This is a genomic window from Lacinutrix sp. WUR7 (assembly GCF_016864015.1).
Lineage (GTDB): Bacteria > Bacteroidota > Bacteroidia > Flavobacteriales > Flavobacteriaceae > Oceanihabitans.
This window is the reverse complement of sequence record NZ_CP045067.1, coordinates 2250333-2274040: the sequence shown is the minus strand read 5'-3', so window position 1 is coordinate 2274040 and position 23708 is coordinate 2250333. Positions and strand designations below refer to the sequence as shown.

General features: G+C 32.0%; 15 protein-coding genes. 6 read left to right on the top strand and 9 right to left on the bottom strand.

From position 1 onward, the window contains the following. Positions 1-333: 333 nt before the first annotated feature. Both FG167_RS09860 and galE read right to left on the bottom strand, forming a co-directional pair. On the bottom strand, positions 334-1299 hold the full coding sequence (locus tag FG167_RS09860) for a LacI family DNA-binding transcriptional regulator (protein WP_203458128.1): 966 nt from the start codon (positions 1297-1299) through the stop codon (positions 334-336). Positions 1300-1335: 36 nt separating this feature from the next. Next, complete coding sequence (gene galE / locus FG167_RS09855; protein ID WP_203458127.1) at positions 1336-2367, bottom strand: UDP-glucose 4-epimerase GalE; 1032 nt, start codon at positions 2365-2367, stop codon at positions 1336-1338. 202 nt (positions 2368-2569) lie between these two features. On the opposite strand from galE, the gene FG167_RS09850 reads away from it, so the two are divergent. From FG167_RS09850 to FG167_RS09825, 6 genes are read left to right on the top strand one after another with little or no spacing between them, the layout of a single operon-like run. After that, positions 2570-3568 (top strand): GntR family transcriptional regulator, encoded by a 999-nt coding sequence (locus tag FG167_RS09850; protein ID WP_203458126.1) that lies wholly within the window; start codon positions 2570-2572, stop codon positions 3566-3568. Between the two features lie 4 nt (positions 3569-3572). Continuing rightward, on the top strand, positions 3573-4475 hold the full coding sequence (locus tag FG167_RS09845; protein ID WP_203458125.1) for an aldose 1-epimerase: 903 nt from the start codon (positions 3573-3575) through the stop codon (positions 4473-4475). A 28-nt stretch (positions 4476-4503) separates the two neighbouring features. After that, positions 4504-6123 carry a solute:sodium symporter family transporter gene (locus FG167_RS09840; protein ID WP_203458124.1) on the top strand — a complete coding sequence of 540 codons (1620 nt, stop codon included), beginning with the start codon at positions 4504-4506 and terminating at the stop codon, positions 6121-6123. Continuing rightward, positions 6123-7283, top strand: coding sequence for a galactokinase (galK, locus tag FG167_RS09835; RefSeq protein WP_203458123.1), 1161 nt, complete (start codon positions 6123-6125; stop codon positions 7281-7283). Before FG167_RS09840 ends, galK begins: the two co-directional genes overlap by 1 nt. 1 nt (position 7284) lies before the next feature. After that, the gene (locus FG167_RS09830) at positions 7285-8304 is read left to right on the top strand and encodes a UDP-glucose--hexose-1-phosphate uridylyltransferase (RefSeq protein WP_055445795.1); all 1020 of its coding nucleotides are present in this window, start codon (positions 7285-7287) and stop codon (positions 8302-8304) included. 16 nt (positions 8305-8320) lie between these two features. Beyond that, complete coding sequence (locus tag FG167_RS09825) at positions 8321-9424, top strand: formylglycine-generating enzyme family protein (RefSeq protein WP_055445680.1); 1104 nt, start codon at positions 8321-8323, stop codon at positions 9422-9424. 89 nt (positions 9425-9513) lie between these two features. Here FG167_RS09825 and FG167_RS09820 read toward each other — a convergent pair whose 3' ends face one another. The 7 genes from FG167_RS09820 to FG167_RS09790 all read right to left on the bottom strand — a co-directional run bounded on the left by FG167_RS09820 (position 9514) and on the right by FG167_RS09790 (position 23696). Further along, on the bottom strand, positions 9514-11094 hold the full coding sequence (locus tag FG167_RS09820; RefSeq protein WP_055445679.1) for an arylsulfatase: 1581 nt from the start codon (positions 11092-11094) through the stop codon (positions 9514-9516). A gap of 80 nt (positions 11095-11174) precedes the next feature. Continuing rightward, complete coding sequence (locus FG167_RS09815) at positions 11175-12854, bottom strand: hypothetical protein (RefSeq protein WP_203458122.1); 1680 nt, start codon at positions 12852-12854, stop codon at positions 11175-11177. A 17-nt stretch (positions 12855-12871) separates the two neighbouring features. Next, positions 12872-14641 (bottom strand): RagB/SusD family nutrient uptake outer membrane protein, encoded by a 1770-nt coding sequence (locus FG167_RS09810; RefSeq protein WP_055445677.1) that lies wholly within the window; start codon positions 14639-14641, stop codon positions 12872-12874. A gap of 18 nt (positions 14642-14659) precedes the next feature. Then, entirely contained in the window at positions 14660-17746 is a 3087-nt protein-coding gene (locus FG167_RS09805; RefSeq protein WP_203458121.1) for a TonB-dependent receptor, read from the bottom strand. 39 nt (positions 17747-17785) lie between these two features. After that, the gene (locus FG167_RS09800) at positions 17786-19672 is read right to left on the bottom strand and encodes a right-handed parallel beta-helix repeat-containing protein (RefSeq protein WP_203458120.1); all 1887 of its coding nucleotides are present in this window, start codon (positions 19670-19672) and stop codon (positions 17786-17788) included. A gap of 132 nt (positions 19673-19804) precedes the next feature. Then, positions 19805-22156, bottom strand: a complete 2352-nt coding sequence (locus FG167_RS09795) for a glycoside hydrolase family 2 protein (RefSeq protein ID WP_203458119.1) — start codon at positions 22154-22156, stop codon at positions 19805-19807. A gap of 10 nt (positions 22157-22166) precedes the next feature. Further along, positions 22167-23696, bottom strand: coding sequence for a sulfatase (locus FG167_RS09790; RefSeq protein ID WP_203458118.1), 1530 nt, complete (start codon positions 23694-23696; stop codon positions 22167-22169). Positions 23697-23708 lie beyond the last annotated feature (12 nt).

Genomic DNA, 23708 nt, shown 5'->3' with positions numbered 1-23708 from the left:
CATTTGGGTTCAATATGTGTTTCACTTCAAGCCTCTCTGTCTATAATTAACTTTTTTAAAACTTTAGGATGAGACGCACTAAAATTGTTCTTCTCGCTAATATCGGTATCAATATTAAAGAGTTGATAGTTTGATCTTTAGGTTTTTAAAGCTTTTTACTTTCCGTTTCTAAATCTAGTTTAAAGTACTAGAGTGAACCTTTATTTATGGAATATTAAACTATTTCGCAGGTTTTATTGAAAACTTCTTATTACACTTATCTTGTTGGAAAATGTTTTCAACTTGTTGTTTAATATTTAATCGAAGAAATATTTAGATGTTATTAATTCTTGTTTACAAAAAACAAGCTGCAATAGTTTTAGTGAAAAATGTTTTTTTACCTTCTTTTTTAATTCTCTCAAGTGCTAATTTCGCAGCCTCAACTCCAATTTCTTCAGCATTTTGATTAACAACTATTAAAGTTGGGTTGTAATTTGCTTGCTCTTGGTTACAAAAACCTGCTATGGCAATGTTTTTATTTAGCCTTTTTGGTTTTAGGTCCCTAATAACATGTATTGCTTGAACGACAGCTTGTTCTGTAATACCAAACACACCATCGATACTTAAATCATTTTTTAAAATAACTTTTAATTTTTTCTTTAAATCTTCAACATTATCTGCTATTAAACTTATACTTTTTACTTTATTATCTTTAATAGCATCATCAAAACCTTTAGCTCTTAACTTTCCATGTTGCAAACCATCTATAAGCGAAGTCATAATAATATTCTTGCACCCTTTTTCCTCTATTAAATGTTTTGTAGTTACAAATGACGTTTTATAGTCATCTATAATAACTCTATCACAATTTATTCCTTCACAAATTCTATCGAATGTTACAACAGGAATACCTTGATCTAATAATGAATTTATATGATTGTAATCATTCTTAATCTCGGCTTCTTTAGATGGACAAATAATAAGCCCATCTATGTAACCAGCAGACATGTTTTTAAGGCTTTTAGACTCTTTTTCTAAAGATTCGTAAGAAATAGAAGTAATTAGTTTATAACCGTTTTTATCCAATTGCTTTTCGATGCCAGATAAAACATTAGCATAAAATGGATTTATTATATTAGGTATTACAAGTCCAATAGTATTAGTATAGCCTTTTCTAAAACTAGCTGCAAAACTATTAGGAATATAATTACATTGTTTAGCAAAATCTCTAACTCTATCTTTAGTAGGTTTACTTATTTCTGAACTATCAGACAAGGATTTCGATACTGTCGAAATGGATAAGTTTAATACTTTAGACATTTCCGATAAAGTGGTTCTTGATTGCATCATAATATTTTATTTAGTTTCATTTCTAAGATTCTGTTCCCATGTCCATGAAGAGCTAATCATGTCTTCAAGCGTTCTATTTGCAGACCAACCTAACTTTTCTTTAGCCAAATCCGTTGAAGCGTATAGTTGTGGCACATCTCCATCACGTCTTCCCGTTATTTCGTAATTAAGTTTAGAATCTGTAACTTTTTCAAATGTGTTTATTACATCTAAAACTGAATATCCTAATCCTGTCCCTAAATTAAAATACTCGAGAGCAGTTTCTTGCTCTTTTTCAAGTAAACGTTTTACAGCTAAAACGTGTGCTTTAGCTAAATCTACTACATGAATATAATCTCTAATTGGTGTACCATCTTTTGTAGGATAATCGTTTCCATAAACCATTAATTTATCTCTAACTCCGGCTGCGGTTTGTGTAATATAAGGCATCAAGTTATTAGGAATCCCATTAGGCAACTCTCCTATTTCGCCAGATTCATGTGCTCCAATAGGATTAAAATATCGAAGTGATATAGCCGAAAAATCTTGACTCGATTTAGTGAAATCATCTAAAATCTCTTCAGCTATTTTTTTAGTATTTCCATAAGATGAAAATGGACGTTGTGTTTCGTTGTTTTCTGTAATAGGCAATGTATTCGGTGTCCCATATACTGTTGCAGATGAAGAGAAAATAAAATTATTTATATTATTTTTATTCTGAGCTTCTAATACATTTAATAAAGAATATAAATTATTCTTATAGTACATCAATGGTTTTTCTACAGATTCTCCAACCGCTTTATGTGCTGCAAAATGGATAACTCCCAAAGTATCTTTATGAGCCTCAAAGGCTTTACTTGTAGCTTCTTGATTTTTTAAATCTACCTTAATAAAGGTTGGCTTTACACCTGTAATTTTATGGATTCTAGAAATTGTCTTTTCAGTAGAATTTGATAAATCATCAAAAATCACAACTTCAAAATCATTTTCTATTAATTCAATAGCTGTGTGAGAACCAATATACCCACAACCTCCTGTTACAATAATTTTATTTTTCATATGTATTCGTTTATTGTTTTTTAATGGTCACATGCTGTTCGCTATTTATCATTTCTCTTAATGGTGGACTTATAAACATGCTCGTTTTATAATAAATCAATTATATAATCTCAATAGATTGCTAAATTAATAATATTTATTAAAATACACGTACTAGTACCTACCAGTTTGTTTATTAAAAAAATAATTATATATTTGACCAATGGGAATTGTAACTATTAAAGAAAAGTCGGGTATACCTAAGTACAAACAAATTGTAGCTTCTATAGAAGATGCTATAATAAATGGTACCATAAAAAAAGGTGATAAACTACCTTCTTTGAATAGTATTAAAAACCAACACTCTCTATCAAGAGATACTGTACTTACTGCTTTTAACGAGTTAAAAACACGAGGTATAATACAGTCTATAGTAGGTAAAGGCTATTATGTAAATAGTGTAGATATAGACATAAACCAGAAAGTGTTTTTATTGTTTGATGAGTTTAATTCTTTTAAAGAAGATCTATACAATGCTTTCTTAACTGGTATGGGAAAAAATGTTCAAGTTGATATTTTCTTTCACCATTTTAATTATGATGTATTTAATAAACTTATTAATGATAATGTTGGAGATTATAGTCATTATATAATTATGCCTGCAAACCTTAAAGAAACAGAAAACATTATAGATCGCCTTCCAAAAAATAAAGTTTATATTTTAGACCAAACACACAAGGAATTATTAAAATACCCTTCAATACATCAAAATTTCAAGAAAGATATCTACCAAGGTCTTGAATCTGGTTTAGATAAAATAAAAAAATACGAAAAAGTAATTCTATTGTACAGCAAGTCTCGTCAACCAAAAGGGCTTTTAGATGGTTTTAATCTATTTTGTACTCACCATAATATTAAAAATGAGGTTATAGATACTTTAAATGATAGAGTATTATCTGATAAAGAATTATACATCATTTTAGATGATAAAAATTTAATTAGAATAATAAAAGCTATTAAAGAAAAGCACTTGATTTTAGCAAAAGATATTGGCATAATATCTTATAATGATACACTTCTAAAAGAAATAGTCGAAGGTGGTATTACAACAATTTCGACCAACTTTAACCTTATGGGTCAACGTTTGGCAGAAATGATTTTAAAAAATGAATTTGCGCAAGTCGAAAATCCAAATAGTTTAATCTTAAGAAAATCTTTATAATAGTTTGTACACAATAACGCATATAGAAAACAATAATTTAAGTTTTATAGAACTTACAAGCCCAGATAATGTTTCAAAAGTTAGTATTTGCCTTACCCAAGGTGGACGTTTAAGTACATTTTTATTTAATAATATTAAATTGCTTGCAGACTATAAACCTTCATCTTATAAAAATAATTACGCCTCTTCTATCCTATTTCCATTTGCAAATCGCATTAAGGATGGCAAGTATAGTTTTAATAATAAAAACTATCAATTAGAGTGTAACGAAGTAGATAAAAATAATGCATTACACGGTTTGGTTTTCAATAAAACTTTTAGTTCTATAAAAAAAGAAATAACTCCTAACCATGCCTCAATTACCATACAATATAAAAACAAAGGATTAAATGAAGGATTTCCCTATAAATTCAACTTACAATTAACTTATACTTTAAATAAAAACGGGCTTGATTTAGTAGCAAAAATTATAAATGAAGATCAAAAATCCTTCCCTTTTACTTTAGGGTGGCATCCTTATTTTTTGAGTTCAGACTTAGCTAAAAGTACAATTAATTTTAAAAGTAAACTGAAATATACTTTTGATGAACAACAAATTATTAACGGTAAAAAACCTTTAGATTTTAGTCTGCCTTACAACCTTAAAAATGCTAAATTAGATGATGGCTATCCTCTTGAATCTAATAAGGTTGAGTTTATTACACCGGAATACAGTTTTAAAATAAAAACGTCTTCAAAATACACCTTTTTACAAGTTTACACACCGGAAGATACTAATGTTATTGCTATAGAACCTATGACTGGTGCTGCTGATAATTTTAATAATAAAATAGGATTACAGATACTCGAACCAAAAAACAAATATAAAGTTGAATGGAACTTAATTATTGATCCCACAAAAAAATAAAACCTAATACTAACTAAACTAACAAATTATGCAATTCTTAACATTTTTTGGATTTACTGTTCTTGTAGCCGTAATATCTTATCTAAAAACTAGAAATACAGACGAAAGCTCGTCTGATGGTTATTTTTTAGGAGGACGAAGCCTAACAGGTATAGTAATAGCAGGCTCGTTACTATTAACTAATTTATCTACAGAGCAAATTATTGGTTTAAACGGTCAAGCCTATGAACAAGGAATATTAGTAATGGCATGGGAAACCATAGCCGCAATTACAATGGTAATTATAGCTATGTTCTTGTTACCACGTTATCTCAAAGGAGGAATTACAACAATACCACAGTTTCTTGCAAGCAGATATGATAAAACTACAAAAGCAATTGTATCTGGACTTTTCTTATCTGGTTATGTTACAATTTTTTTACCTGTGGTTTTATATACAGGAGCATTGGCAATAAATACAATGTTTGATATTCCTGAGGTATTTGGTATATCCAAAGGTGCATCCCTATGGTTAACAGTTATTGCTATTGGTGTAATAGGATCTATTTATGCTGTTTTTGGAGGATTAAAGGCAGTTGCAATCTCAGACTCCATTAACGCAGTAGGTTTAATTATTGGTGGTTTAATGATTCCATATTTTGGATTGTGCTATATTGGAGATGGAGATATGTTTCTTGGATTAGATACTTTGGTTAATGCACATCCAGAAAAATTTGATTCTACCGGATCAGAAGATTCTTACGTCCCATTAAGTACTTTATTTACAGGTATGTTATTAGTTAACTTATTTTATTGGGGAACTAATCAAGCAATTATTCAACGTGCACTTGGTGCTAAAAATTTAGCCGAAGGACAAAAGGGACTAGTATATGGTGCTTTTCTGAAAATTCTTGGGCCTTTAATACTAGTACTACCTGGAGTTATTGCCTTTTACATTTTTAATGGTAGTTTAGAAAAACCAGATTTAGCTTATGCTGCTTTAGTAGCAAAGGTTTTACCTAAACCATTAGTTGGCTTTTTTGCAGCTGTATTATTTGGAGCCATTTTAAGTTCTTTTAACTCTGCATTAAACAGTTGTGTTACTTTATTTGGTATAGATATTTATAATGAATATATAAATAAAGAAGCAACAGAAAAACAAATAGTAAAGGCAGGTAAATCTTTTGGTATTTTTCTAGCCATATTAGCTATGATGGTAGCACCATTTATAGCAAATGCCGGAAGTGTTTTTGAATACTTACAAGAAATTAATGGTACTTACTCTATTCCAATTTTAACAATAGTTGTTGTTGGCTATACTACAAAATTTGTGCCTGCTATAGCTGCCAAAGTTGGTTTGTTTTCTGGTGTTATTCTTTACTCTATAAGTCAGTTTTTAATAAAACCTACTTTTAATGTTGTAGAAATGGTTGATGGCGTTGAAACAGTAACAGGAAATACATACCCACACTTTCTTCATATTATGGCAATTCTATTTGTATTAAATATAATAATAATGCTAATAATTGGTAAACTTTCACCTAGAAAAGAAGAATATGTATTACAATATTCGGAAGAAGTTGATATTACACCTTGGAAATTTTTAAAACCAATGGCTATAGTAATTTGTACAATTGTTTTAGGAATCTATATATATTTTGCGAAATAATGAATAAGAAATTAGTTAAAGAAGTAAAGCAGAGTTTTAAAGAGCACTTTAGAACAAAACCTCTTATTGTATTTTCACCAGGTAGAATTAATCTTATTGGAGAACATACAGATTATAATGATGGCTTCGCATTTCCTGCTGCAATTAATAAAGGTATAGCACTTGCAATAAGCAAAAGCACATCTAATGTTAGTAGCGTTTATGCATTAAATAAAGAAGAAATTTACGCATTTGATACTTCAAAAATTAAACCTTTAGTAGATGGAGGTTGGAGAAATTATGTTATTGGTGTTGTTGCTGAATTACAAATGCTAGGCAAACAAATTGGAAACTTTGATAGCGTTTTTGCTGGTAATATTCCTGGAGGAGCCGGTATGTCGTCTTCTGCTGCCTTAGAAAATAGTTTTGTTTATGGATTGAATGATTTGTTTGATTTAGGCTTAACTAAACACCAAATGATATTAGTATCCCAAAAAGCCGAACACAATTTTGCTGGCGTAAAATGTGGCATCATGGACCAATACGCAAGTATGTTTGGTATTAAAAAAAGTGCATTGCTATTAGATTGCAGAACAGTAGAATCTGAACCTTTTAAAATAGATTTTAAAGATTATAAATTAATGCTTATTAATACAAATGTTAAGCACGATTTATCTGAAAGTGCCTATAATGATAGACGCGAAGTCTGTGAAAGAGTTTCTGAATTATTACATCTTGATGCCTTAAGAGATGCTTCGAAAGAAGATTTAGATAGAATTAAAACAGATATTTCAGAGGAAGACTATCAAAAAGCATTGTACGTGATTAATGAAAATAATCGTGTAAAACAGTTTTCTGAAGCAATAAAAAAAGATGATATAGAAGCTTTAGGAAATTTATTATATCAATCTCATGAAGGTTTAAGTACAAACTACAAAGTAAGCTGTAAAGAATTAGATTTCCTTGTGGACAGAGCCAAAGAAAACACTAATGTTCTTGGTGCTAGAATGATGGGTGGCGGTTTTGGTGGCTGTACTATTAACTTGGTGAAAAAAGACGAGTTCAAAAAATTTAAAAAAGAGGTCTCTAAAAGATTTAGAGCAACATTCGAATATGATTGTTCCGTTTACAGTGTAAAACTATCAAGAGGAACACAAATTGTTAAAAAAGAAAACAACTAAGATGGATACAAATTTGCAAGACTATTCGCATAAGCGATTTAATATACTTACGGGAGAATGGGTTTTAGTTTCACCACATAGAGCTAAAAGACCGTGGCAAGGACAAAATGAAGATGTGTCCAACGAAAAACGTCCAGCACACGATCCAAGTTGCTACTTATGCGCAGGAAATACTAGAATTAATGGAGAAGAAAACCCAAAATATGAAGACGTCTTTGTCTTTACTAACGATTTTGCTGCCTTACAAACAACCTCTCCAAAATTTGCTGTAAACGAAGGTTTATTTAGAGCTGAAAGTGAGCAAGGTATCTGTAAAGTTATCTGTTTTAGTCCAGATCACTCTAAGAGTTTAGCAGATATGGAAGTTAAAGACATTGATAAAGTTGTAAAAACTTGGCAAAAAGAATATACCGAGTTAGGGTCTAACGACATGATTAACTATGTTCAGATTTTTGAAAATAAAGGATCTGTAATGGGTTGTAGTAATCCACATCCACATGGTCAAATATGGAGTCAGTCTACATTACCAAATGAAGTTGATAAAAAAGACCAACACCAAAAAGCATATTTTAGTAAAAATAACAGCAGTTTATTAGGCGATTATTTAAAACAAGAATTAGAAGCTAACGAGCGTATAATTTATCAAAACGACCATTTTGTAGTATTAACACCTTTTTGGGCTGTATGGCCTTTTGAAACTATGATTGTTCCAAAAACACAAAAAAGGAATATTGCAGAACTATCTAATGAAGAAAGTTTGGCTTTTGCTGATGCCATTTCTAAAATTACAGTAGCTTACGATAAATTATTTGAATGTTCTTTTCCATATTCTAGTGGTATACACCAATCTCCAACAAATGGAGAAGCAAACAACCATTGGCATTGGCATATGAGTTTTTATCCACCTTTATTAAGAAGCGCAACTGTAAAGAAATTTATGGTAGGTTACGAAATGTTTGGTTCACCTCAAAGAGATATAACGGCAGAACAAGCTGCTAATAGATTAAAAGATTTATTATAATACAAAAACATAAACATTGAAAAAAGCATTAAACCCTTTCTTATTTATTTTCATTCTATTATTAATAGGCTGCAAAGAAGACACTAAAACCATTAAAAAAGAGAAAGTAATAGTTACAACAACTAAAGATGCTGCTCCTACGGAAGCTACAGTTAAAACTCCTGAGGGAATGTTATGGGTGCAAGAAAAAATATTTTTGCAAGGAGGTAAAGATTCCGATCAATATGCAATGCCAAGAGAAAAACCATCTCATAATGTAAAAGTTGATGGTTTTTTTATTGATGTTACGGAAGTAACCAACAAACAATTTAAAGCTTTTGTTGATGCTACAAACTATCTAACTGTTGCAGAGCGTGAAATTGATTGGGAGGAAATGAAAACACAATTACCAGAAAACACTCCAAAACCACATGATTCTATACTACAACCTGGTAGTCTTATTTTTAATAAAGATGTAAATGCTGTAGTAAACATGCAAAACTATGGGCAATGGTGGACATGGAAAATTGGAGCCAATTGGAAACACCCGCAAGGTCCTGATTCTTCTATAAAAGGACAAGATAATTACCCAGTAGTCCATGTAGCCTACGAAGATGCACTAACGTATTGCAAATGGGCAAATAGACGTCTACCAACAGAAGCTGAATGGGAGTCTGCGGCACAAGGAAAAAATACAGATGCTATTTTTACTTGGGGAGACGATCCACAGTTATTAAATAAAAATGCAAACACTTGGCAAGGTACATTTCCAACTATAAATAATCCTATTGACGGATTTAAATATATATCTCCAGTAAAATCTTATGATCCTAATTCGATTGGTTTATATGATATGTCTGGAAATGTTTGGGAAATAACTAGTGATTTTTTCAATACTAATTATTATAAAACCTTAACAGATAATGAAATTTTAGATAATCCTAAAGGAGCTTCAAAAACATATACAGCAACTAATCCTTTTGTTACTGAGTATGTTATTAAAGGCGGTTCTTTTTTATGTAATGCTTCTTATTGTGCAAGTTTTAGAATTTCGTCAAAAATGGGAATGAGTCCAGATTCTGGATCGGACCATATTGGTTTTAGAACTGTGGCTACAGTAGACATGCTATCTCAAAAATAATAGCTCTTTTACTTTTATAGCAATAGCTTAAAATTCTTTTAATTAAAAACACTCAATTCTATAAGTAGAATTGAGTGTTTTTTTTGTTTTTATCTAAAGATAACTTCCTTTACATTTCTATCATATCCTTCACCTCTTAAGGATTCAAATATTTGAAGTAATTCTTCTAATTTTTCAGGATTTGATTTTGCTAAATTATTTTGTTGGCCTGCATCTTCTTTTAAATTATATAATTGAAATTCTGGTAAATTACCCACTTCTATCCCAACTTTTTCTCTAAAATTCTTGCCTTTATAAGGCGGAATCATTAACCAATCTCCATGACGTAATGCTGTTTTTCCTGTGGCTTCAATAATTAGGTTTTCTCTTCCTATTTTAGATTCTCCCATTAAAACACTTAGAAAATCTTTACTATCTGTTGTTGTATCTTCTGTACCAACTAACTTAGCTAAAGAAGCTAATAAATCCATCTGACAAACAACAGCGTCAGAAACACCTGGATTAATTTTCCCTTTCCAATACGTTATAAATGGTACACGCGTACCTGCTTCAAAAATACTATACTTACCTCCTCTTAATCCACCACTAGGATCGTGCTTTCCTGTTTTTTCTACTGCATCATCATAATAACCGTCGTTAAGTACTGGTCCATTATCGCTAGAAAAGACAATTAATGTATTTTCTAAAAGGCCTTCATCTTTTAAGGTTTTCATAAATTCACCAATACACCAATCTGCTTCTAAAATCACATCACCTCTTGGTCCTAATCCAGATTTACCAGCAAATCTAGGATGTGGTGTTCTTGGTACGTGTGGTTGTTGCATTGCATAGTATAGAAAAAATGGTTTATCCTTATGTGTTTTTACGTAATCTTGAGCCTTTACTAAAAAATGGTCTGCCATATCTGTATCTGTCCATTTAGCAGCTTCTCCACCTTTCATATAACCAATACGACCAATACCGTTTACAATACTGTTATTATGGCCATGATGCCATTTCATATCTACCATTTCAGGATTAGAAACCGCAGTTGGCTCTCCTTCAAAGTTCTCTTTGTAACTCACAGAAATAGGGTCGTTTTTATCTAAACCAACTACATTTCCATTATCTATATAAACTGTTGGTACACGATCTTGTGTTGCTGCTAAAATGTAAGATTCATCAAAACCAACCTCATTAGGTCCTGGAGAAACACGCGCGTTCCAATTTACAACTCCGGTTCCTAAACCTAAATGCCATTTACCAACAATTGCAGTATCATAACCTTGACTTTTTAACATTTTTGGTACTGTTTGTTGCTCTGTACTAATTAACAAAGGAGCGGTTCCTGGAAGGATTTTTGCTTTCTTATTTCTCCAAGGATACATACCAGTAAGTATTGCATATCTACTTGGCGTACATGTTGCTGAGGATGCATAACCATTAGTAAATTTTACACCTCCAGAAGCTATAGCATCTATGTTTGGAGTTTGTAATTCTGTAGCGCCATAAGCGCTTAAATCTCCATAACCTAAATCGTCTAAATAGATGACTATAATGTTTGGTTTATTAATAGCGCTTACTTTTTCAACCTGCTTTACTTCTTCTTTGTTTTTATCAGATTTACAGTTATTAAATAACACTACTGAAACTACTAATACTATCTTAAAAATATTATTTCTTATTGTCATATTCCAACACCTTTATTGACGTTAATATAAAAAAGACATGGTATTCCGTCCTTTTACATCTGTTTTTTTAATACACAAAATTATAATCTTGGCTCTATAATTAAGAAATCGAACTTATCTATCCACATTTTTTGAACTTGAGCATCATTTTGACTAGCATTTCTTATGTTAAGATCTATCCTACCAGAATCTATACCTGTAGTCGTTTCTAATGGAAGCTCTACTCTAACCCATTCTCCTCTAGGAGTTGTACTAAGGTCAAAATTAAGAACAGGACCACCTTGTAAATTATACTGGATATTTGTCATAGTATTACCAACTTCCATAAACACCCATACTGTTGGCATGTAGGTTACTTCAGTAATACCATCACCCAATGCAACTCCGTTTAAATCCACAAAACTGAAAGCTCTTAATCTAGCATTATTAGGAATACCTGTATCTGGTGTTTCAAACTTCATAGAGCTATTACCATCAAAAGCCATAGATTCATCTCTAAAATAATATACTGGTCCTGCAGCATTATCTGCATTATGAACAGCAAGATATCCTTCTGTATTTGCCTTAGTAAATTGATTACCTTCAGTATTCCATGGAACTTCATAGCCTAAAGTTTCAGGGTTCAAAACACCTTCAACCAGCATCTCTACCATTTCTGGTCCAAAACTTTCTAAAACCCTTGAATCTACAGACACTATATTTCCAGCTGTGTAAGTAACAGTGATTTCATCAGAATTGAATATTGGTTCTGATAACACTAAATCGATTTGCGTAGCATCATCATTATTAACTGTTGCAGATTGAACAGGAATGTTTTGATTAAAACCTGTTTCAGTATTTATAACATTTACTACAAAATTACCTTCTTCACTTGACAATGTTGCAATTTCTCCTGTGACTTTGAAAGAAAGAACTTCTATTGATGATTCTGTTATATCTGTATTTAATACAAAAGGTTGTGTAGATGGTATAACTTCTATTTTAAGAGGAATTAATTTAGTAGCTTCACCATCTGGTTTAGCGTTATCTGTTCTTTTTGAAGTCATGCTACCTGCAGTATAGTTACCTAATCCATTGTATGATAAGTTTACAGACTCTCCACCACTAGTATCCATGGATCCTCCATTAAAGTTCCAAGTTCTAGCATCAGGATCTCCTGTTATTGTTAAATCTATATAAGTCAATTGTTCTCCAGCTTCTAACGTTATGCTTGGCCATGACGCAGCATTAGCTTCACTAGGCATATCTGCTTCACTTATTGAAAGTATTTCATCTGTACCTTTCATAACTTTAAACATAGGTTTAATGTCGTCGAAAACCGTTACTGTAAACACTTTATTTACTTTCCATACACCATCACTAAAAACAGATTCTGCAACAGAATCTCTAAAGGTGTTTCTTAGCTCTATTTCTTTAACTCCTGGTTGTCTAAAAATAACATTAATATGATTTTGACTAGATGCTAATGGTCCTGCAGAAGATATAAAATCTGTATAAATTGTATCTTGCTCTGCATCAAAATCTCCATTTAATAAATTTGTACCTGATGGTATATGCCAACTATGCGTTAATGCATTTTTAGACACATCCCTAAATCCCACATAATCGTTTAAAGCTGAAACGTAATCAGATTCTTCAAAACCTTGAGTTGTAGTCCATAATAGACTTGAAAAATCGCCATAAGGTGCTTCATAATCATCCTTTTCACAACTAACTATAAACGCCAGTATCAATGCCGAAATAATAAATATTTTTTTCATCTTTCTTCTTTTTAAAATTAGTTTGAAACTGAATTGTTACTTAATGTTTCACTTGTTGGTATTGGAAAATATCCATTAGTATAAAACTGTGCAGCTCCTGTATATTCTTGTACCAATTGTGGATCTTCTGTTGAATCTGGACTCACACCTGCTTGTACTAAAGAACTACTTCTTGATAATGTACTAGATGTTTCGTCGTCATAATAATCATAACCTATTACGTAAAACGATTGTGTAGATAAATTGTTAAATCTATCACTAGCAACGTTCCAACGTCTTAAATCTACAATTCTAGTTGAAACACCTTCTACAGATAATTCTAATGGACGCTCTACATACATTAAATGATCCATAAGAGAATCTTCTGTGTATGGTGTACCATCTGCTAAACTTACATTAGCATCTAGTAATTGTAATCCCCAACGTTGGCGAATAGGGTTTATTAGATCGATTGCTCCACTTATATTATTGTCTCCTTTTAGTACAGCTTCTGCGTACATTAAATAGACATCTGCTAAACGATTCATGATTACATTTTTACCAGACTTCCAACTTGTTTCTCCTGTATCATTTTCGTTAGCTGCAATATCATGATTAGTATATTTTTTAAAATAACCATATTTTCTTTGCGAGCTACCAAAATTTTGCGCTATAGCTGCAGATGGTTGTAGGTAGTACTCTGTGTCTTGATCGTTAACGACTGCTATCATTGCAGAAGATCTAAGTGATACACCTCTAGCTCTTGGTAAAGATGTTTCTCTATCAATTACTGTATTTCTTGGATCAGACATGTTTAATGGCTCGTTAGCATAAGCATGAATCAACCATGCCGCTGCTGTAAATTGTTGATTAAAACTAGAACCTCCTGCATCTTGTGGCGCAGAGAATCTACCATTTCTCATATTAAAACTTTCTTCATCAAACTGCGATTCTTCCAATTGCTGATCTACAGTATAATTAATTTCTAAAATAGATTCAGAATTAAAATCTCCAGCTTCTGTAAACATAAGACTAGCGTCTTGAACTAAAGCATAACCATAAGGCCCATTAATTACATCATCGAAATACGTTTTTGCTATTTGATAATCTGCTGGGTTTTGAGATGCTGAATATAAATAACTTGTTCCCAAAATAGTAGCTGCTGTACCTGCTGTTACTCTTGTTTTCTGAGGAAATGTGTTTGGTAAATTTTGGTAAGCAAATACTAAATCGTCTCTAAAAAATGTCATTACTTCTTCTGAAGTACTTAATGGTTTAGAAAAATCTGCTTGTGTTGCTGGTATAACGTCTCTTATTACTATACTTCCTTCATTATATAATGCATGTAAATAAAAGTGAGCTAAGCCTCTAAAAAATCGAGCTTGAGCCATTTGTTCTGTCCAACGGTCTGCTGCTTGTAAATCTTCACCCATACTATTTAAACCATCCATAACTTGATTGGCTCTCCATATTACTTGATACAACGCATCCCAACGTTGATTTATAAAATCATTATCTTCATTAATAACGTGCTCATAAATATTTAATGCATCAGCTCTAATATTTCCAGATCTAATCCCTGGAAAGGCCATATCTGATCGCCAAGATTCTTCTCTAGCAGATACAATCCAAGTATTTAACATGGCTCCATAAACTGAAGTTAATACTGTTTCTGACTCGTCTAAATTTTGAAAAAAGGTGTCTGCCGAAATTTCATTTGGGTTCGTCTCTTCAAGATAATCTTCGCATGATTGTACTATTGCTAGGCAAAAAACAAATGCTACTATTTTTATTAAATATGTTTTCATTTTTCTAAGTTTTTTTGATTAAAAAGAAAGTTTAACTCCTAAACTATAAGTTGACGAAATTGGATATCTTGATTGATCGATACCTCTTCTTGCTACGTTGTTACCACCTACTTCTGGATCATAACCATCGTAACCAGTAATAGTAATTGGGTTTTGCCCGCTTAAATAGACTTTTAATTTAGTCAATCCTATTTTATCGCATGCTTCTTCAGGAAGAGAGTAACCTAAAGTTACTTGTTTCAATCTTAAATAGTCTCCATCTTCTAACCAGTAATCTGTAGTTCCTGCATAGTTTGGATGTTCTCTACCTCGACCTTGAAACGAAGGAATATTAGACGTAGGATTATCTGGTGTCCATTGATTTACTAGGTCTTGATGACGTTGCCAACCGTACATAGCTGCTTTATTACCATTTAAAATCTCGGCTCCTGATGTACCAAACCAATTCATTGAAAAATCGAAACGACCGATATCCCAATTAAAATTAATTCCATATTCAAAATCGGCTAATCCACTACCATGGTATGTTCTATCTTCACTAGTAATATTTCCATCACCATTAGAATCTACATATCTTAAATCTCCAACTTCTGCATTGGCTCTTGAAGGAAATTGTCTATAGAGATCTCTTTCTGCTATATTTTTAATTGTCCCAGATGTTTCATGTAAGAAAAATGCACCTGCTTCATAACCTTCCGCAATAACAGTTGTTGCATATAAATCGCTATCACCACTAATTAATGATGAATTACTATTATAAATTATACCATCACCAGCTACTTTAGTTATTTCATTATCGTTAGTAGTAAAAGTTGCACCTATTCTAAACTTACTTTTTCCTATAGATGCTCTATAATTAGCTGCTAACTCTAAACCTTTGTTAGTCATATTACCAACATTTAATGTTAGACTTGGATCATAAATGGCTCCTGAAGAACCTGGTAGTGTTACTGGAAATAACATGTCTTCTTTTTTAGTTATATAGTAATCTGCAGTTAAGGTCACCTTATTTCTAAAGAATGAAATATCAACTCCTATATTATTTGATATTGAAGTTTCCCATTTAACATCTCTATTAGCATAAGAACGTATTGCTGATCCAAAATCTACAGAACTATCATTTTCACTAAAAATATAATCTGCAAATGGTGCAATAGTACTTGCAAATTCATAATCACTAAAACTATCGTTACCTACTTGACCGTGACTTAATCGTAGTTTAAATTTATTAACCACTTTCTTTAAAGGTTCCCAAAATGGTTCGCTAGACACATTCCATGCAGCAGCTACAGATGGGAATGTTCCCCATCTAAAGTCTCTACCAAATCTTGATGAACCATCACGTCTCGCTAATGCAGATATAATATATTTACCATCGTAATTGTATTGTATCCTTCCTAAAGTACCAACTCTTTTAGTTGTATAATCAAACCCACTTCCTACATTCTCATTCAAAGTACCGCCATTTAAAACGGTAATTGCGTTATTTGACACACCATTTATAGAGGCGAAAAACGTCTTATTATTATCTTCTTCTAATGTAACTACGGCTTGAGCCGAAACACTGTGCTTCCCAAATTCTTTCTTAAAATCTAGACCAGCATCCCAACTAAACTTTGTGGTTCTTGTTGCCGTTTCTGTTACTCCATTTAAAGTAGGATCAGATTCGGTTGTACCATCGTCAATATTAAATAAATCGAATTTTGGACGAAAAACACTTCTACTATCATTTGTAATTGAGGAACCAACATTGGTTATAAAATCTAAATTCTCCACTAGTTTACGTCTAATTCCTAAACTAACATTCGTTCTATCTCTATTGCTATCATCTTTTCTTTTAAGCGCTTGTCCTAACGCTATTGCTGGTGTTCTAGTTCCTCCAGAGCTATTTACAACTGCAACATCAGAATCTGGATCAATTTCAGGAAAATAGGGCCTGTATCTACTAGCAGTTACTATCAATCCTTCACTTGCTCTTCTTCTATTTTCGTTGGTAGTAGCTATACTTCCATTAATTTTCCATTTATCGGTATTGTACTGTGCTGAAATACGTCCATTATAGCGTTTAAAATTTGAATTGACTAATGAACCATCTTGATCATACAAACTTCCCGAAGCATTATAAGAGAATTTCTCTGTTCCTCCAGATAAATTTAAATTATACGTTTTTACTTCGGCAGCATCGACTAAAACATAATCTTCAAAATTATTATCGTTACCTAACCACTCTGGGTTATTAACTGTAGCTGGATCTATACCTCCAAAATAGTTGGCAGTATTAATTTCATAAAACAGTTGATCTGTTGTATTCATTAATGGTGTACCAGCGCCAAGAAATTGTTGACCATAATTATAGTCGAAATCTACACTCATTACGCCATCTCTACCAGACTTTGTTGTTATTAATATTACACCAGCTGCACCTCTAGAACCATATACTGCAGTAGATGCAGCATCTTTAAGTACATCTATTGTCTCTATTTCGTTAGCTGCCAATCCTGGATCTCCAATTTGTGGAATTCCATTAACAACAAACAATGGTGTATTACTTCCACTTAAAGAAGTAATCCCACGTATTTGAATATTTGATGCTTCTCCGGGTTCTCCAGAACTTGCAGAAACACTCACACCGGCTATTTGCCCTTGTAATCTAGATGCAATATCTGAAGCTACAAACTTTTCTATATCATCGGCTTTCACTCTATTTACAGCACCTGTTACTTCTTTCTTTTTTACCGTTCCATATCCTACTACTACAACTTCTTCTAAGCTTTCTGCGCTTTCCTCCATAGACACATCTAAAGTACTACTAGTTACTTTTATAGTTTTAGACTTTAATCCAATATAACTAAATTCTAGGATATCGCCCGTTTTAGCTTTAATGGAGTAATTTCCATCAAAATCAGTAGCAGCACCAGTAGAGGTACCTTTGATTATAACAGATACTCCAGGTATTGGGAATCCGTCTTCAGCACTAGTTACTGTTCCTTTTACTTCTGTAACATTTTGAGCGAATCCACTATTGGATACACAAAAAATTAGTAAAACTAAAAGAACCAAGCGCATTGCGGAACTCTCTTTTTTAATTGTTAGTTTGTGTTTCATACGATTATTATTAGTTGTTTTTATTTAGTTTATTAGTTTTTATTTAAATATTAAATTTGGCAATGATTCATCTGTTTTTAATACAACAGTAGCTTTTCCTTTATAGGTGTTATTTTCTAGTTTAATATTTTTTGAAGCTACTATGCGTATCGCTGGGTTTTTAGGGTGAAGTTGAGAAAATGTACCAGAATTGTTTATTGTATTATCTTTAAACACCAATCCATCTGCATTTGTAACTTCCAAAATCAAATTATCAAATTGATTAAAAGTATTGTTTGCAATTTCAATATTCTTAAAAGCAATATTCTTATTATCATCATCTGTATCAAAACGAATAACACCTCTATCTTTTCCGCCATGTTGGCAATCTTGAAATATATTTCCTCTTATTACAACATTGGCTCCGTTACCAGATTCGTACCAATGACCACTTTCTACAGGTATTAAAAGGGCTTCCATTTCAGTACTAAAAAAATTATTTTCAATAACCGTATTTACAGGATTAGAAATTAATAAACCTCTAGCTCTATTATTCTGAATTTTACAATTCTGAACTAGCAAATCTGGATAACCATCTAAGTTTTCTACTAAATCTCCTGGTTGTACATCTTCAGGTAATTTTTCGTTTAGCGTAATAATTTGATATCTATTATTAATATATTCTATACTTTTTATTGTAGATTTTTTATAAGCGAAAAAGGACTTACTCAGCCTTACAAATCCTAAATTATCGTTTGGCTCACCAATAACAAAGGCCTTTTGTTGATGATGCCCCATTCTTACTCCTATTCTATAATCGTCTAAAACATCTACAATTTTTTGATACGTGCCATGAATATTTGAAGCATCGTCTAATTGATTTTCGAATGTGCAATTTTTTAAGATTACCTGACCTCTGCAACCAACAAAGTGAGTAGCATCTGCAGTTGTTGAAACCATACGACCTTGAGAAGGTGTAACATTAAAATTATCAAGAATTAAATCTGAAGAGTTTTCTGCTATAATCCCCATACCTCCAGCATGGTGTACGTTTACATTTAAAGCATTAAAACCATCTGTTTGCGTTACTCTAAATGCTGGAGAGACTCTATTTAAACCTTGTTCTCCTTTCATAGATAAGATAAAACCAATTGGTGGCATTTTTTTAGTATGACCGTGGATTCTTATTAAACCCGGTTTTAATTCTTCGGCAGTTACCCGATTTTCGATACCTATATCTTTATAACCAACATCGCGTCTATCGTATTCATACTTATAGTTAACCTTATCCAGATTTCGCTTTACATCCGATTTCTTTTTTGTGGTAATACTTGTATAAGCTTCGGTATTAAAAGCAATTGCCTTTCTTTCTGGATCGTATAAAATAGATTGCCCAATAGTATGTTGGTAGTATTCTTTGACAAATACTAATTCACCATTTTTTATATAATAAGGGTACTTAGCATCTATTTGCATATCAAACGTTTTATTTACTGCATCATTTGCAACAATTAAACCTTCACTATGAAAAGACTGAAACCAATCTATAGATACATTTTTTATACTTATATTTTTACTTCCTTCAATTAAAAATGGAATCATAACGCCATGAAAAATAAAAGTTGAACCTTGACCATCTATTGTCAAGTTTTCTATATTTAATAATGGAAAAGGCGTATTTACCATCAAATCACCATGGTTAGAGATATAACTAAACTTCTCGAAACCTTTATCTGGATAAAAGTGATATGTTCCTTTTTCGAATGTAATTTCTGAAATAGGATTGTTTTTATACTGAAGAATTCTAGATACCAAAGCTGGTGTTGCATCTTCTTTAATACCTAAACCAAATGCAACAACTTCAGCTACCGGAACTGCTTTACTAAAACATCCTAAATTTAGGAATGAAACCGCTATAAAAAGTAATATGATACTATTTTTTGACATGGATATTTAAAGTTGGTTTGTAACAATAGTTAAATTTCAGTTAATTATATAAAGTCCTTGTCTATATGGGTAAATCATATGTCCTTAACAGTAAATTAACATTCAAAAATCCTATACCAGGGTTTTATCGGGCTATTCTATACTAAACTCTAAATGTCCTTTTAAGTCTCCTGAACTTGCAGATACACTAATATTTTGCTTTTTATTTCCTAATTTTAAAACTGCTGTTGCAATACCTGCTTCAGCTTTAAGACTTCCTAAATTCATCACTTTAGCTTTCCCTTCAATATTTAAAGTAATCGTTTCAGAAAACTCTGGATTAACCGTATCGTTATTATCAATAGCAGCAACATATAGAAACATAGTATCGCTTTGACCCGCAGTTGGCGCTTTTCCACTTTGGTCTAACCATACTTTTAGTTTTGTAGCTTTTTTCGGAGTTTTTACAATATCCTCAACTACTTTTTTGCCATCAACTAAACCAATCGCTTTTAAAGTGCCAGGTACAAATTGTTTTAAATTAAATGTAAATGGTGGATGCTGTAAGTTTGTTGAATTTATATCTGTATCTGGTTTTTGCGTCGCAATCAAATTATCATTAACATACAATTCTACTTCTTCTGCATTTGAATATACTTTTATTTGATTTGAAGATTTCTCGTTCCAATATGTAGCCAATTCTAACATGGCCCCATTTTCTGAAATATCACGCTGACTTTGATAAAAATAGTATGCAAATTTTGGTAACCTAAATAAATCCATTAGCCCAGAACGTTCAATATCATCATGATAACCACGGTTGTAATCGTACATTACCCAATAACTATCTGAATAATGCCTGTTTATACTTAAATTATCATTGTGAGCTTCTTGTACATTATAAGCTTGACGATTCATTCGTTCTTCACCAAAACCACGAGCTTGACGACTACTCATTTCCACACGCATATCGTTTGCTAATTCATCTTGATTTAAACCTGCATTTTTAGAGTGGTATTCCCAATCTCCATACTCTGACACTGTAACTGGCATGTCTTTATAAGGATGTGGTCTCAGGATTCTGTGTTGACGTGCTTCTAAATAAATATCATAAACATCGTCTTTCCAACCACAAGAATATACGTTTTTACCAGGATATTCTTCATGTGCAATGTTATGTAAACCTTCCATAAAATACACAGGCATTTCTTTAGTTTCGTTTAATGAGACTTCCCAACCAATTACAGAAGGATGATTTCTATCTCTACGCACTAAATTTCTTGCAGATTTATAACAATAATTTCTAAAATCGTCGGTATCGTTATAAAATTGCCATCCCATTATAGCATCCATAACCACCAAACCTAACTCATCACAAGCATCCATAAATGCTGGCGATTGTGGGTAATGTGATAAACGTACATAATCAAAACCACCATCTTTTATTTTTTTTGCATCTCTATACTGTGCATTATCTGATAAAGCATAACCTATAAATGGATATTCTTGGTGACGATTTACACCTCTTAAAAATGTTTTCCCTCCATTAATGTGAAGTTTATGCTCGTTATCAAACGTAAATTCTCTTATACCAAATCGTGTAGTTTGTTGATCGATAACTTTACCGTTATGCATTACTTTAGTTTCCAAACTATACAAATTAGGATGTTTTGGCGACCATAACTCTGCATTAACAATGGTAATTTGTTTTGATAATTCTAAATCTTTTTCTGCTTCAATATTTAAGTCTGAAGATGTAGTCTCTTCAACTACTTTACCATTTCTTAAAATGGTTTGAACCAATTCTATTGATTTTGAATCTTTATATTCATTAATTAAATGTGTTTTAATATTAACTACAGATTCCTTTTTTGATACTTTTGGGTACGTAATAAAAATGCCTCCTCCCGCAACTTTATTTGCTAGAATAGGGTTTGAAATATAGATTTTATCCTTTGTAAACAGATTAGCTTTTCTATACAAACCTCCATACATATTAAAATCTAAACGTTTTAATGGTTTTGGTCCTGTTACAAGGTTATCCGTATTATCTAAACGGATAGCAATTACATTTTTTTCTCCAATTTTTACGTATTTTGAAATATCTACAATAACCGGTAAATAACCACCTTGATGCTCATTTACTTCAATACCATTTATGTACATTTTAGAATAATTCATAGCAGCCTCCAGCTCTAAGAATATTTTTTTATCGATATTACTTTCAGGAATTGAAAGTGTTTTACGATACCAACATATACCCTGCCACTGGTCGTTTACCGTTAAAGGCTCTATATTAGCTGTATGTGGTAAACTAACCGTTTCCCAAGCTGAATCATTAAAATCTACAGTATGAATTTTACTATCTAAATCTTTAGATTCCTCTACTTTACTAAATTTCCAATCTTCATTAATGGCTGCTTCTTCTACAACATTAACTTCTTTACAAAATTGAAAAGTTATAACAACAACTACCAATAATAGTACTATTTTTAAATATTTCATCTCCGCTTTTTTATTTTTGAATCTTTAAATAGTTTTTATAAGCAGCTCCCCATTTTTTAAAACCTACTTCTTTACCTGCTTCCATTTGCTTCTGAATTTCTGGATGCTCTGTTTTTATCCATTTAACCAAACCAATAGTTTGGTCCATATTTTTTGGATTATAAATAGTACTAACAGGTTTCATTTTGATGTCAAATTCTAAGGTTTTCATTCTTAAATCGACTAACAAATCTTTATTACCAGGGTTATTAGCTAAGTTTACTAATTCAAAAGGATCAGTTATTAAATTATATAATTCTTCTTTTGGTTTAGAATCTTGAAAGAAGAAAGCCTGTGCTTTTGTTAGTTTTCCTTCTTTATTTAATTTACGCATAACATGAACAGCAGGTCTATAAAACTCAAGATACGCTTGATGTGCATCAAAAGGAATTTCTGGTTTATCATTTCTTATGTATTTCCACTTACCAGAAGTTATTCCTCGAGATTTTTCTGGAATTTCATCCCATAAATCTCGTGCTCCATAGACATATTCTCTATTGAAGTTTTCATTGAACATAGGTTGACCTGTCATGTATTCTGGAATATCTACACTAGCAAAATCTAAAATACTTGCTGTTATATCTGTTGCACTCACAACATCTTTTCTAACTTCACCACCTTTAAATTGTTCTGGATAATAGACTATTAAAGGAATACGTAATCCTGGATCGTGTAAGTAACCTTTACCACGAATATTACATCGTCCATTATCGCCTATAAAAATAACAATGGTATTCTCTGCCATTCCTTTATCTTCAAGTTCTTTAAAAATCATGCCGACTTCATTATCCATATATTCGATTTGATCTAAGTATTTAGCCCAATCTAATCTTACAGCAGGATGATCTGCCATATATGGTGGCATCTCAACCGTGTCAGGATTTACTGGATGTTTTGATTTATTACGAATATCATCCCACCAATCTCCTCTATGTGTTACTTTTAACTGAATTTGAGCAAAAAATGGCTCATCAGCTTTCTCAAAATTATCGTATTTATCAAACAGACCAAATTGCGTTTTTCCGTCCCACTGACCAATAGCTTTATGTTTAAAATTGACATCAATTTTTCGTCCTTGACTCATAACTGCATGGTTACCTAAGATAGTAGTATAACCCGCCTCTCTTAGTTTTTGGGTTACCGGAGTAAATTGAGAATCCAAAGGAACATCTCTATTACTACGATGATGGTGCGTATTTGTTTTAACTTGGTGTGTACCAATTATCATTGCCGATCGACTTGGCGAACAAATAGGATTAGTTACAAATGCATTATCAAACCTAACACCTTCCGCAGCCATCTTGTCTAAGTAAGGCGTTTTTACATTTGGTAATCCGTAGCATGCCAGATCTGTGCTCATATCTTCTGCCATAAGCCAGATAATGTTGGGTTGTTTTTTTTCTACTATAGGGTCTTCTGTTTGGGATTTTGATTTTCCACACGCTGTAAGTAATAAACTTAATACTATAATAAAAAGGATGTATTTTATATATATTTTCATAGACTAAAAACT

What these genes read in the sequence shown, in the direction of transcription:
- FG167_RS09805 (WP_203458121.1), bottom strand. Translation starts at nt 17,746, where the DNA reads ATGAAACACAAACTAACAATTAAAAAAGAGAGTTCCGCAATGCGCTTG.
- FG167_RS09800 (WP_203458120.1), bottom strand. Translation starts at nt 19,672, where the DNA reads ATGTCAAAAAATAGTATCATATTACTTTTTATAGCGGTTTCATTCCTA.
- FG167_RS09830 (WP_055445795.1), top strand. Translation starts at nt 7,285, where the DNA reads ATGGATACAAATTTGCAAGACTATTCGCATAAGCGATTTAATATACTT.
- FG167_RS09815 (WP_203458122.1), bottom strand. Translation starts at nt 12,854, where the DNA reads ATGAAAAAAATATTTATTATTTCGGCATTGATACTGGCGTTTATAGTT.
- FG167_RS09840 (WP_203458124.1), top strand. Translation starts at nt 4,504, where the DNA reads ATGCAATTCTTAACATTTTTTGGATTTACTGTTCTTGTAGCCGTAATA.
- FG167_RS09850 (WP_203458126.1), top strand. Translation starts at nt 2,570, where the DNA reads ATGGGAATTGTAACTATTAAAGAAAAGTCGGGTATACCTAAGTACAAA.
- galE (WP_203458127.1), bottom strand. Translation starts at nt 2,367, where the DNA reads ATGAAAAATAAAATTATTGTAACAGGAGGTTGTGGGTATATTGGTTCT.
- FG167_RS09810 (WP_055445677.1), bottom strand. Translation starts at nt 14,641, where the DNA reads ATGAAAACATATTTAATAAAAATAGTAGCATTTGTTTTTTGCCTAGCA.
- FG167_RS09795 (WP_203458119.1), bottom strand. Translation starts at nt 22,156, where the DNA reads ATGAAATATTTAAAAATAGTACTATTATTGGTAGTTGTTGTTATAACT.
- FG167_RS09790 (WP_203458118.1), bottom strand. Translation starts at nt 23,696, where the DNA reads ATGAAAATATATATAAAATACATCCTTTTTATTATAGTATTAAGTTTA.
- FG167_RS09820 (WP_055445679.1), bottom strand. Translation starts at nt 11,094, where the DNA reads ATGACAATAAGAAATAATATTTTTAAGATAGTATTAGTAGTTTCAGTA.
- FG167_RS09860 (WP_203458128.1), bottom strand. Translation starts at nt 1,299, where the DNA reads ATGTCTAAAGTATTAAACTTATCCATTTCGACAGTATCGAAATCCTTG.
- galK (WP_203458123.1), top strand. Translation starts at nt 6,123, where the DNA reads ATGAATAAGAAATTAGTTAAAGAAGTAAAGCAGAGTTTTAAAGAGCAC.